The following is a 12,253-nucleotide window of genomic DNA, read 5'->3' as shown; positions in this document are numbered from 1 at the left end:
TGCCCGTCCTCGCCACCTCGCCTTCGGCCCTGGCGGCGAGCTGGTGTTCGGCGCGGACGAAAGGGCTGACCACTCCGACGTACCCGCCGTCCATGGGCCTGCCGACCACGGCCAAGGCCACCATCACGCTCACGCCTGGGAAGAACCGATGACCCCCATTGCCCGACCTCTGTTCCGCGACCCCATCCACGACGGCGCGGCCGACCCCACTCTCATCTGGAACCGGCACGCCCGCGCATGGTGGATGTTCTACACCAACCGCCGTGCCGACGCGCCCCCCATGAACGACGTGAGCTGGGTGCACGGGACGGACATCGGGATCGCGTCCTCCGCGGACGGCGGAGCCACGTGGCTGTACCGGGGAATCGCCGAAGGGCTGAACATCGAGCCCGGGCGGCATACCTACTGGGCCCCCGAGATCATCGACGACGGAACCCAGTACCACATGTACGTCAGCGTGATCCGCGGTGTTCCCACCCAGTGGGACGGCCACGCACGTGTGATCCGCCACTACACGAGCCACGACCTCTTCTCATGGACTTACCGTTCCACCCTGTCGCTCTCGTCCGACAGAGTGATCGACGCCTGCGTCCTGCGTCTGCCCACGGGGGGCTACCGCATGTGGTACAAGGACGAGGCCGATCAGTCGCACACCTACGCGGCTGACAGCGACGATCTGGCCCAGTGGACCGTCCGGGGGCCCTCCGTGGAGATCTCGACGCACGAAGGTCCGAACGTCTTCGAGTTCGGCGGTAGCCACTGGATGATCATCGATGAGTGGCACGGACAGCGGGTACTCCACTCGACGGACCTGGAGACATGGGAACCGCGAGGACTCATCCTCGATCGCCCCGGGCAGGGCCCGGACGACGGAGGATACGGCTACCACGCTGATGTCGTCACCAGCGAACTCGGCGCGTTCATCTTCTACTTCACGCACCCCGGGCGCTCCGACGAGCACCCCGGACCCCACACCAGCCGCGAGGACCGCCGGAGTTCGGTCCATGTCGCCCGCCTCCGGGTGAGCGGAGACACCCTCGTGTGCGATCGCGACGAAACCCTCGCGGCCCCCGTCCTCCCTCTCGACGGACCTGACCGATGACACTGGGCCTCCAGGCCGGCCGGGACGGCGACCTCTGCAAGGTCGCGGCCGACGAACTGCAAGGCCCGCTCGCCCCGCACGCCGGACAGACCGCTGTGTCCTACCTCAGCCCGGCACAACCCGAGCCCACCACTTGAGTTGGAGGCTGCCGCAGTCATGTACGAGGATCGGAGAGGAGACCCGGCCGCGGACTCCTGTGGCGTCGGTGATTCCGCGGCCGGGCCGTTCACTGCACCCGCCCCGTCCCCACGGGTGTGCGGACCGGGCACGCATCCGCTCGCTGCGCGTTGCCCGGGGCCAAGCGTCGATCCCCCTCGCGGAGGCTACGGTGGACGCCCGCGCTCACCCGCTGCTCGGCCGGGGTGACGGTGACCGGCCGGTCCGGCCTGGTGTCCTTGCCGGTCTGCCAGGTGTGCAGGGTGTAGGGCTGGCTAATGACGCCCTTCGGGAGGGCGTACTGGACGACGTAGACCTCGTAGGTGCCGGGCTCGGTGAGGTCGACGTGCTCGTCGGTGCCGCTGGTGGGGTCGGAGGGCAGGTCGCCGCCCTTGTCGAGCACCCCTAGGCCCTGTCGCTTGGATCATCCCGGCGTCGCGGGGTCTGGCGCCGACGCCGCGGACTACTCGCTCGACCGGCCCATCGACAGGCACCACCATGACGTCGTGCTCTGAGGTTCGGCAGCCGCGGGCGAACCACTCCGGGCGCGTGCTAGACCGCCGCGAACCGGAGCTGTTCAACCACCTCGCCACCCTCCCGTCTGGTGAAGGTGGCCGATCGCTTGCCCAGTTCATTGCCGCGGATGACAGCGCTCCAGCCGGGACGAACGTCGGCTGCGACTTGAAGCAGCTTGCTGTCGGGGCTGGTGATGGTGACGAAGGGCTTCTCATCGGCGTACGGGTCGGGCTCTCCCTCTGCCAGCTCTCGCATGAAGAGGTATTCCTCCACTATCTGCCCCTTGTGGTGGCGGGCGAAGGTGCAGAGGCGGAAATCGCCGGGGACGTAGTGGCCGACGACCGCCGTCCACTCGCCCTGGGCCACCTGCGGGTAGTGCTGGAGTATCCGGGCGTCGGGGTTGTCGACCAGGATGTCCTTCATGGCGGCGATGTGTTCGTCGACGGTGGTGGTCGCCGCACCGCCCATCTCCACGTAGACATCCGATGCGTGGTAGTAGGCCTGCATGTCGAACTTACGGTTGTTCCAGGCGACGAAGTCGACCATGTGGAAGTGGATGCAGTTGTCCTTCTCCAGCTCGTACCTGCCGCCGGAACGCGGCCACTGAGGCGACGCCGAAGCGGGCGCCACCAGTGCAGGGGCCACAGCCAGCGGCACACCAGCAGCAGCGGCACCGAGGAGAGTCCGCCGGTTCAACGATTCCATGTCCATCTCCAGTTCACTCGAAAAGCCAGGTCGAGCAGGGCCGACCTGGCCCAGGCCGTTGCCCTGTGCATCACGTCTGATGCGAGGACGCGTGGGGTGCGGCTTCGAATCGAAGCCGAGAGCGCATCAGCCTTGTGTGCCGTCGCGGTTGATGGGGTACAGGCCGAGGACGCCGTTGGGGTCGGAGGGGTCGACGCCCTTGACGTCGCCGACGTAGAGGGTGATCAGCGCCTTGTAGCGGTCCAGGGCGGCGCGGTTGCTCATGAACGTGCCGAGGCCGAGCGGGTTCGTGTTCTTGTAGTCGAAGATGCCCTTGCGGCCGGCGGGTGCGGCGACGTCGTTGCGGGCGCTCCAGGTGAAGATGGAGTTCTGCTGGGCGTCCTTGGACAGCAGCCAGCTCAGGTAGAGCTTGGCGGTGGCCTTGTGCGGGGCCTTCTTGAGGATGGCGGCAGTCTGGGGCCAGGTGACCCAGGGGCTGTGCCGGGGGATGCTCGCGGTGGACAGGCCGGAGAAGCTGCCGGCGCTGCCGAAGTTGGCCACGTAGCCGTCGGTGCCGACCGTGTCGGCGGCGGCCTGGGTGCCGCGGACGAACTTCGGCTGCTGGGCCATGAGCTTCTTCAGGTAGTCGAAGCCGTACTTGTCGGTGAGCTGCTTGAAGTAGTAGAGGACGGCGTCGTCGTCATTGGGGTAGGTGAAGACGAGCTTGTTCTTGAACTCGGGCTTGAGGAAGTCCTTCGCCTCGACGGGCGCGTTGCTGCCGAGGCTGGTTGCGGTGACGTTGGCGAAGCCGAAGAACATCGCGCCGGTGTAGTAGCCGTCCGCGTCCTTGATCTGGTTGTAGACCTTGTCCCAGCCGACCGGCTTGTACTTCGCCAGCGCGCCTTCCTTCTTCCAGCGCGGGAAGTCGTCGAGGGTCTGCAGCTGGACGACGTCCGCGACGACTCTGCCTGTGGCGATCTGGTTGTCGATGCGGGCGTCGTGGTACTTGCTGAGGTCCGTGACCATATTGAACTTGATCTTCGGGAACTTCTTGAGGAAGGCGTCACGGAGGTAGTCGGCCTGGTAAGGCGTGTCGCCGCCGGCATAGACGGTCAGGGTGCCGCCCTCCGCCAGCGCCTGCTGGTACAGCTTCTGCAGCTCAGCCTGCTCGCTCGACTGTGCGGTGCTCGTGCTGTCGGCGCCGCTGGAGGCGGAGTCGGCGAGAGCGACGGTGGCGCCGCCCGCCAGCACGCTGAGCGTGAGGGCTCCGATCAGGGTCTTGCGCATGGGGGTCATGACAGCTCCCGGGATTCAGTTACTTCAACTTTTGAGCACTTTCGTCACGGCTCAAGCTAGAGCGAGAAACTCAAAACTTCAAGCACTTGGCGAGAAGTTGCTTAAAAGTTGAAGTAGCGCTACGGTCGCCCGCATGAAGGAGACCCGCTGGCTGAACGCCGAAGAGCAGCACGCCTGGCGCGCCTACTGCAACGCCAGCGCCCTTCTGGAAGACACCATCGATCAGCAGCTCAGAAGTACGATGGGCGTCCCCCAGCTGTACTACGCAGTGATGGTCCGCCTCTCCGAGGCCCCCGGCAGGCGTCTACGCATGACGGACATCGCCGAACAGCTGAAGATCTCCCGCAGCCGGCTCACCCACATGGTCCGCCGACTGGAGGAGGAGGGCTGGGTGCGCCGCGAGGACTGCCCGACCGACAAGCGCAGCCAGTTCGCCGTCCTGACGAATGAGGGCGTGGCCGCCCTGGAACGGACCGCACCCGGCCACGTCAGCACCGTCCGTGCCGCGGTCTTCGATCACCTCACCGCCGAGCAGACCCGCTGCTTCGCCGAAATCTGCGAAACCATCCTCAACGCCCTCACCGACCCGCACGGCCCCGCCACCACCGGATTGCCCTGGCGCCGCTGACAGGCGTGAGAACCTAGCCGTCTTCCGTCAAAAGACCTTGCGGGACGGCTGTTGAGCTCGGCGGCCACGTAGGCAAGATCTGGTGTTCTCTCTCCCCCCGGCCGAGGTTGCGGCCTGGCCTGCTCCGAAGTCCTCGCCCGGAAGCGCCACCACCTCGCCGAGAACGACTTCGCCCCCTCCGGCCCGGCCCGCTACCTCATCAAAGACCTGGGCTTCGTCCAGGACAGCGCCGCCGACCAACGACTCGCGCTCCCGCTGGCCGACACCGTCAACCGGGCCCGCCCGGCATGGATGACCCCGCAGGGCGTCACCGCGCGCGGCAGCGTGCTGGAGAGCGTGGGCATCCAGGCCCCGAACCTTCAGCGGCCATCATCGCCCAGCTCCGGGTCAGACCGGCGTCGGTCTGGGCGTCGTAGTGGAGGACCGGGTGGACGGCGCCGGTGATCTGCCGCAGCGGCTTGAACTCCGCCAGGAGGCGGCAGAAACCGGGCAGCGCCTCGATGGGGGTGGTGGCGCCACACGGTGACCAGGGTCCCCATCAGCGGGGACAGGCCGACCATGAGGGTGCTGCTGATGGCGAGGGCCTGCACCGGAGTCGCCCGGATCAGCGCGCGATGCCGGCACAGCGGGCCCAGGTCGTTGTGGGTATAGCCGAGGGCATGATCCACCTGCCCGCTGATGACGGTATCGGAGAGCATTCCGCAGACCACCAGGACGAGCGCGTGGTAGAACGCGTCAGGCCCAGGCCGCTGCGCGAGGCGCGGCCGGGCGCAATGATGAGGGTGGAATCACCGGCGCAGGCGTGCGACTTCTGACTGGCCGGGCTGCCACGTACCGACTATTCAGTTGATGCCATCGGCCTGTTCAGTCGATGTCGTCGGTACGGAGGAGCAGGTCCAGCAGCCCGGGGAAGCGCGCGTCGAACTCCTCGCGGCGCAGTCGGTTGACCCGCCTGGGTCCCTCGTCGCGCTGCTCGACCAGCCCGGCACCGCGCAGTACCGAGAAGTGGTGGCTGAGAGCGGCTTTGCCGACCGGCACGTCGAAGCTGCCACAGCTGCGCGTCCACTCGGCGGAGCCCGCCAACTCGCGGATCAGCTGGATGCGCACAGGATCGGCGAGCGCGGACAGTGCTGTCAGCACGGAGACGTCCTCGGGGTCCGTGTGCACCGGGGCCGCACGGTGACTGCTCCCCACCTGGTTCGACATACCCCTCTCCTGCCGCGCACATCCCGCTGGGGCACCCCGGGGAGTGCTCCAGCCGCTTGCTTAGTGTTCGATGAGCATCTTACAGTGCCAGTGTTCGCTTTCCATTGAACACCTTGTTGAAGGGTGCGTTCCGCCATGCGTGCAGTCGAGTTCCAGGAGTACGGCGATCCCGAGGTGCTGCAGCTCGTGAAGGCCGAAACCCCCCAGCCCGGGCCTGGCCAGGTGACCATCGACGCCGCATACGTGGGCGTGAACTTCGCGGACCTCAAGGCGCGCGCGGAGGGATACCGGGTGGACTCGCTGCCCTTCCGCCCGGGTCTGGAGGTCTCCGGACGGATCCGGGCCGTCGGCCGCGACGTCGAGGGGCTGGCACCGGGGCAGGAGGTCGCCGCCCTCGTCAACAGCGGCGCCTACGCGGAAGTCGTGGTCGCCGAGACCGCCACCGTCTTCCCGCTTCCCGAGGGCCTGGATCTGCGGACCGCCGCCACGCTGCCCACCGTACTGCCGACCGCGCACGCCCTGCTCCACGAGGTGGGGCGGCTCCGGGCCGGAGAGAGTGTGCTGGTGCACGGCGCCGCGGGAGGCATCGGCACGGTCGCCGGGCAGCTCGCCCGGGCGGGGGGCGCCGGTGCGGTGTACGGCGTGGTCTCCTCCACGGCCAAGGCCGATCATGCCCTCAAGCACGGCTACGACGAGGTGTTCACCACCGACACCTTCTCCGACGGCGTCCGCCGCGCCACCGGCGGCAGGGGCGTCGACCTGATCCTCGACCCGGTCGGCGGCGACACCTTGCGCCAGGGCCTCGACACGCTGGCCGTCTTCGGACGCCTGGTGTCCTTCGGCAACGCGAGCGGGGCGGAGCCGTGGCACGTCGGGCAGCCCGAACTCTACGCACAGGGCCGTTCCGTCGGGGGCTTCTCGATTCTGGCACTCGCGCAGTCGGCGCCCGACGCACTGCGATCGCTCGCCGAGCGCGCCTTCCGGACCGTCACCGACGGCACCGTGCGCCTTCCGGTCACCGCGGAGTTCCCCCTGCGGGACGCGGCCGAGGCCCACCGGCTCATGGGCGGGCGCGGGTCAACGGGCAAGTTGCTGCTGCGGATCGCCGACTGAGCGGAACGGCTCCGGCAGCAAATCACCTCGGCGTTCCACCCGGCTCAGGCCCGGACGCGCACCACGTGCGGATACCGCGGCGTGGGCTGCGCCCTCGACGTGGTCACACAGGATGTTCCGACACCGGGCCGCGCGGTGTGCCCGGGCCCTGGGGCCGTACCGCAGGCGCACGAGCATCTTCGTGTAGCCCGCGTAGAACCCGGCGCCCACGCCGATCGCGGCCATACCGCCCACGAACCGGCCGGTGGTCGTCGTTGAGCCCGCTCATCGGTGGACCGGTGAGGTCGCCGTCCCGGTCCAGCCATACACGCACGGTGCTGGAACTGGCCGCCCGGGGCGGTGGCCCCGGGGACCGGCCACGGCCGCATCGCCGGCGCGGCCCCTGGGAGGAACTGACGACAGTGCCCGGACCGCTGCTGCGCACGGCGGAGCGCGAGCGCGCCGCCGGAGTCCGCCCCGCCGACCAGGGCGGAAGCACCTGTCGGCGCTGAGGCGGTGCGGCTACTGGCCCGTCACCGGCACCCGCCAGCGCAGGACGGTGCCGCCGGTGGCCGGGCTGGTCCACTCCAGGTTCCCGCCCAACTGCTGTGCCCGTTCCGCCATGTTGCGCAGGCCGCTGCGTCGGCCCTCGGCCGGGATGCCCACGCCGTCGTCGGAGACCTCCAGCCGCACTTCGCGCCCGTCGGTCTCCAGCACCACCTCGGCACGGTTGGCCCGCGCGTGCCGGGCGACATTGGTCAGGGCCTCGGAGAGGACGGCCACCACATGGTCGGCGATCTCCTTGGGCACGTGGGTGTCCAGCAACCCCTCCATCCGCAGGCTGGGGGCGAATCCCAGCACCGGAGCGGTCTCGCCGACCACGCGTACCGCCCGTGCCCGCAGGCCGGGTCCGGCGGCCTCGTCGCGCGACCGGAGCCCGAAGATCGTGGACCTGATGATCTTGATGGTCTCGTCCAGGTCGTCGATCGCCCGCACCACGCGCTCCGAGGCCTCCGCGTGCTCGATGAAGCGGCCGGCGCTCTGCAGCGTCATACCGGTGGCGAACAGTCGCTGGATCGCCAGATCGTGCAGGTCCCTTGCGATCCGGTCGCGGTCCTGGAGTACCGCGATCTGTTCCGCGTCCCGGCGGCGTTCGGCCAGTTCCATCGCCACCGCGGCCTGTGCCGCGAAGCCCTGCAGTGGTTCGGTCTCCTGCTCCGCGAACACCTTCCGGCCCGCCTCCCTGACGAGCAGCACCACGCCGCGCAGTCCGTCGCCGGAGCCGATGGGCACGGCCACGGCCGGACCGAGGCCGATGAAGCGCTGCCGGTCCGTCGCCACGCGCTCGTCGCGGGAAATGTCCGGGGTGGAGACGGGAGCCACGTCGGAGAAGGCCTGGCCGATCAGGCTGCCGTTCACGGGCAGTACCAGTCCGCGGTGCGCCTCCGCCTGCTGTCCGATGGCCAGCTCCACCGTGAGCGAGTCGGTGTCGGGCATCGGCAACGCGACCACGGCCAGGGCCGCACCGATGATCTCCCGGGCCCGATCGGCGATCAGCTGCAGCACCTCGCTGCGATCGCTGCCGGACATCAGGCTGTGCGTGATCTCGGCACTCGCCCGCAGCCAGCGCTCGCGCAGCCGGGATTCCTCGTACAGACGGGCGTTGTCGATCGCCACACCGGCCGCCACGGCCAGCGTCGACAGCACCGACTCGTCCTCGTCGTCGAACTGCTGCCCACCCCGCTTCTCGGTCAGGTAGAGGTTGCCGAAGACCTGGTCACGCACCCGGATCGGAACGCCCAGGAAGGTGTTCATCGGCGGGTGGTGGGGCGGGAAGCCGTACGAAGCGGGATGCTCGGAGAGCTTCGTCAGCCGCAGCGGCTCCGGGTGGCGGATGAGTTCACCGAGGATGCCGTGGCCCTCCGGGTAGTTGCCGATCTGGACGATCTGCTCGTCGCTGATGCCCACGGTGAGGAAGTCCGACAGCCGCTTGCCGTCCGGACCGATCACACCCAGGGCGGCGTACTCGGCGTCCACGAGCACAGCCGCGGCCTCCACGATGCTGCGCAGCGCCTGTCCGAGGTCAAGCTCCCGGCCGACCGAGAGGACCGCCTCCAGCAGGCTGTGCACGCGGTCCCGGGTGCCGCGGGCCGCGTCCAGACGGGCCTGCAGCTCCTCCAGCAGCTCGTCCAGCCTCAGCTGGGGCAGCTGTACGCGGGCCTCCCGAGGCTCCTCGGAACTTCCCACCCGTGATCCTCCAGGTCCCCATCCAGCGCGCCGACAACCGACCGTGACCGGTCATGTGCCACGGTACGGCCCACCGCAGGGGACGGTACAGGATCAGACGGTGCCGGGTACGACGGCGACCGGGCAGGCGGAGTGGTGCAGCAGAGGGTGGGCGACGCGGCCGAGCCGGAGTCCGAAGGCGCCCTTGTGGCGTCGGGCGCCGACAACCATCAGGTCGGCGGTGGCCGACGCGTCGAGCAGGATCTTACGGGCGGGGCCCTCGGCGGTGCGATCGGCTGCTCGCTGTCCGCCACCGAGCACTCCTCGCCATACGTCTGGTCATGCGCCGGGATCATGCGTCATGCGCCGTTGTCAGCCCGCCATGGGCTGTCAGCTCCCCATACGGGATCCTTCCCGCTTCAGAGCGTAACGGCCAGGGCCCGCCGAGCCCGATTCCCGTCGGCGGGCCTGACGGGCGAGGTACTGGGTGGCCGAGGGCCGACCGGCCCACCGGCCGGGACATCCGGCACCTCCCTCCAGGCGGGTACCCGTTCGACGCTGGAACGGCCACAGAACCGCCCTATGAGGCTGAGGAGCGCGACACCATGGTCCGTTACGTGTACGACTTCCACCAGGGCGGCCGTGACATGGCCGACCTGCTCGGCGGCAAGGGAGCGAACCTGGCCGAGATGACCCGGCTGGGTCTGCCTGTGCCGCCCGGTTTCATCATCACCACCGAGGCATGCCGGGCCTTCCTGGCCACTGGTGCCGAGCCCGAGGGGCTGTCCCGGGAGGTCTCCCGCCACCTGGCCGCGCTGGAGGAGTCCGCCGGGCGCCGTGTGGGTCAGCCCGACGATCCGCTGCTGCTGTCCGTGCGCTCCGGGGCACGGTTCTCCATGCCCGGGATGATGGAAACGGTCCTGGACATCGGCCTGAACGACGACTCCGTGCTGGGGCTGGCGAAGGTGTCCGGCAACGAGCGGTTCGCCTGGGACTCCTACCGCCGCCTGGTCCAGATGTTCGGCAGTACGGTCATGGGGGTCGACTCCGCGCTGTTCGAGCAGGCCATCACGCTGCTGAAGGACTTCCGGGGCGTCCCGGACGACGTACACCTGGACGCCGGCGATCTCGCCCAGCTGGTGGAGACGTACAAGAACCTGATTCACGACGAGACCGGCGAGTACTTCCCCCAGTCGCCCGCCGAGCAGCTGCGCCGGGCCATCCTCGCGGTCTTCCAGTCATGGAACGGCGACCGCGCCCGCCTGTACCGCAGACGCGAGCACATCCCGGACGACCTGGGCACCGCCGTCACCGTCCAGCGCATGGTCTACGGCAACCTCGGCTCCGACTCCGGCAGCGGCGTCGCCTTCACCCGCGACCCGGCCACCGGACGCCCCGGCCTGTACGGCGACTACCTGCCCAACGCCCAGGGCGAGGACGTCGTCGCCGGCATCCGCAACACCGTGCCCCTGGCCGCACTGGAACGCCTCGACACACGGTCGTACCGGCAGCTGCTCACCCACATGCGCACCCTGGAGAACCACTACCGGGACCTGTGCGACATCGAGTTCACCATCGAGCGCGGCACCCTGTGGATGCTGCAGACCCGAGTGGGAAAGCGCACCGCCGAAGCCGCGTTCACCATCGCCGCGGAGCTGGCCGACGAGCAGCTCATCACCGCGGACGAGGCGTTGGCACGGGTGAGTGGGGAGGGACTGGCCCGGCTGATGTTCCCCCGCTTCGACGCCTCGGCCACCGGTGAGGCGCTCGCCCACGGCCTGCCCGCCTCGCCGGGCGCCGCGGTCGGCTCCGCCGTCTTCGACTCCGCCACGGCCGTACGGCGCGCCGCGGCCGGCGAGAGGGTGATCCTCGTACGCCAGGAGACCACCCCCGACGACCTGCCGGGCATGGTCGCCGCCCAGGCGGTACTGACCAGCCGCGGCGGCAAGACCAGCCACGCTGCCGTGGTGGCCCGCGGCATGGGCAAGGTCTGCGTGTGCGGCGCCGAGGAGCTCACCGTGGACAGCGAGCGGCGGCGGTTCACGACCCGCGACGGCACTGTCGTCGAGGAGGGCTCGGTCATCTCGGTGGACGGCTCCGCAGGTGCCGTGTACCCGGGCGCTGCCCCGCTGGTCGACTCCGAGGTCATGCGGTACCTGGAGACCGGTGAGCGGTCGGAGGGCGTGGTGACCGCGGTCGCCCGCGTCCTGGAACAGGCCGACGGGGCACGGCGGTTGGAGGTGCGGGCCAACGCGGACACCCCGGAGGACGCCGCGCGCGCCCGACGGTTCGGCGCGCAGGGCATCGGTCTGTGCCGCACCGAGCACATGTTCCTCGGCGAGCGCCGCAAGCTGGTCGAGGAAATGATCCTCGCCTCCGACGACACCACGCGCCGGCGTGCGCTGGACGCACTGCTCCCCCTGCAACGGCAGGACTTCATCGGCATTCTGAAGGCGATGGACGGCCTGCCGGTCACCATCCGCCTCCTGGACCCGCCGCTGCACGAGTTCCTGCCCGACCGCACGGAACTCGCCGTGCGGACCGCCACCGCCGAGGCCCGTGGCGGTCTTCCGGACCCGCACGATGCCGAGTTGCTCGACGCGGTGAGCCGCCTGCACGAGGAGAACCCGATGCTCGGCCTGCGGGGTGTTCGTCTCGGCCTGGTGGTGCCGGGTCTGGTCGCCATGCAGGTGCGGGCCATCGCCGAAGCCGTGGTCGAACGCACGAGGGCCGGAGGCTTCCCCCAGGCCGAGATCATGGTGCCGCTGGTCGGCGCCGTCGAGGAACTGCGGATCGAGCGCGACGAGGTGCAACGGGTGCTGTCCGAGGTCTCCGCGGAGACCGGTATTCCCGTCACATGCCCGGTCGGCACCATGATCGAGCTGCCCCGCGCCGCACTCACGGCGGCCCGGATCGCCGAGCAGGCGGAGTTCTTCTCCTTCGGCACGAACGACCTCACCCAGACCACCTGGGGCTTCTCCCGCGACGACGTCGAGGCCGAGTTCTTCTCCGCCTACCTGGACCAGGGCATCTTCGCCACCTCACCGTTCGAGACCCTCGACCGGGAGGGCGTGGGCCGACTGGTCCGGATCGCCGTCGCCGAGGGCCGCGCGACGCGGCCGGAGCTGAAGATCGGAGTCTGCGGGGAACACGGCGGCGACCCCGACTCGGTGCACTTCTTCCACGGTGCGGGACTTGACTACGTCTCCTGCTCGCCGTTCCGCGTCCCGGTGGCCCGCCTGGAGGCCGGACGGGCCGCGCTGTCGGGGACCGAGGTGAGCGACAGCCGGTGACGAGAATCCAGGCCCCGCCCCTGGACCCAGCGGTGCTGCCCCGGCTCGCGCCCG

The 12,253-nt window shown here is 69.6% G+C and carries 10 protein-coding genes and 1 pseudogene; 5 read left to right on the top strand and 6 right to left on the bottom strand.

Features of this window, described 5'->3' with window-relative positions:
* The first annotated feature begins 148 nt into the window (after positions 1-148).
* Positions 149-1,102: a glycosyl hydrolase gene (locus tag NW895_RS33205; protein ID WP_289940423.1), complete on the top strand. Its 954-nt coding sequence runs from the start codon at positions 149-151 to the stop codon at positions 1,100-1,102.
* Positions 1,099-1,239 (top strand): hypothetical protein, encoded by a 141-nt coding sequence (locus NW895_RS33200; RefSeq protein ID WP_289940422.1) that lies wholly within the window; start codon positions 1,099-1,101, stop codon positions 1,237-1,239. The genes NW895_RS33205 and NW895_RS33200 overlap by 4 nt, the downstream gene beginning before the upstream one ends.
* Positions 1,240-1,328: 89 nt before the next feature.
* Here the strand turns inward: NW895_RS33200 and NW895_RS33195 are convergent, their stop codons facing one another.
* The 3 genes from NW895_RS33195 to NW895_RS33185 form a co-directional block, all read right to left on the bottom strand.
* Complete coding sequence (locus tag NW895_RS33195) at positions 1,329-1,661, bottom strand: hypothetical protein (RefSeq protein WP_289940420.1); 333 nt, start codon at positions 1,659-1,661, stop codon at positions 1,329-1,331.
* Between the two features lie 149 nt (positions 1,662-1,810).
* Complete coding sequence (locus tag NW895_RS33190) at positions 1,811-2,485, bottom strand: hypothetical protein (protein ID WP_289940418.1); 675 nt, start codon at positions 2,483-2,485, stop codon at positions 1,811-1,813.
* A gap of 120 nt (positions 2,486-2,605) precedes the next feature.
* Positions 2,606-3,754, bottom strand: coding sequence for an ABC transporter substrate-binding protein (locus tag NW895_RS33185; RefSeq protein ID WP_289940417.1), 1,149 nt, complete (start codon positions 3,752-3,754; stop codon positions 2,606-2,608).
* A 133-nt stretch (positions 3,755-3,887) separates the two neighbouring features.
* Here NW895_RS33185 and NW895_RS33180 point away from each other — a divergent pair, with 133 nt between their 5' ends.
* Entirely contained in the window at positions 3,888-4,382 is a 495-nt protein-coding gene (locus tag NW895_RS33180; RefSeq protein WP_289940414.1) for a MarR family transcriptional regulator, read from the top strand.
* An 864-nt stretch (positions 4,383-5,246) separates the two neighbouring features.
* Here NW895_RS33180 and NW895_RS33175 read toward each other — a convergent pair.
* Entirely contained in the window at positions 5,247-5,588 is a 342-nt protein-coding gene (locus NW895_RS33175) for an ArsR family transcriptional regulator (RefSeq protein ID WP_289940412.1), read from the bottom strand.
* Between the two features lie 135 nt (positions 5,589-5,723).
* Here NW895_RS33175 and NW895_RS33170 point away from each other — a divergent pair, with 135 nt between their 5' ends.
* Positions 5,724-6,701: a zinc-binding dehydrogenase gene (locus NW895_RS33170; protein WP_289940410.1), complete on the top strand. Its 978-nt coding sequence runs from the start codon at positions 5,724-5,726 to the stop codon at positions 6,699-6,701.
* A gap of 501 nt (positions 6,702-7,202) precedes the next feature.
* Here the strand turns inward: NW895_RS33170 and NW895_RS33165 are convergent.
* Both NW895_RS33165 and NW895_RS33160 read right to left on the bottom strand, forming a co-directional pair.
* Positions 7,203-8,927: a GAF domain-containing sensor histidine kinase gene (locus NW895_RS33165; RefSeq protein WP_289940409.1), complete on the bottom strand. Its 1,725-nt coding sequence runs from the start codon at positions 8,925-8,927 to the stop codon at positions 7,203-7,205.
* A 93-nt stretch (positions 8,928-9,020) separates the two neighbouring features.
* Positions 9,021-9,197, bottom strand: a pseudogene (locus tag NW895_RS33160) (universal stress protein); the annotation flags it as partial.
* 314 nt (positions 9,198-9,511) lie between these two features.
* Between NW895_RS33160 and ppdK the strand changes: the two are divergent.
* The gene (gene ppdK, locus NW895_RS33155; protein WP_289940407.1) at positions 9,512-12,199 is read left to right on the top strand and encodes a pyruvate, phosphate dikinase; all 2,688 of its coding nucleotides are present in this window, start codon (positions 9,512-9,514) and stop codon (positions 12,197-12,199) included.
* Positions 12,200-12,253: the final 54 nt, after the last annotated feature.

Origin of the sequence: Streptomyces sp. S.PNR 29 (assembly GCF_030386795.1) — a bacterium.
In the GTDB taxonomy this organism is placed as follows: Bacteria; Actinomycetota; Actinomycetes; order Streptomycetales; family Streptomycetaceae; genus Streptomyces.
This window is presented reverse-complemented; position numbering and strand designations above follow the sequence as displayed.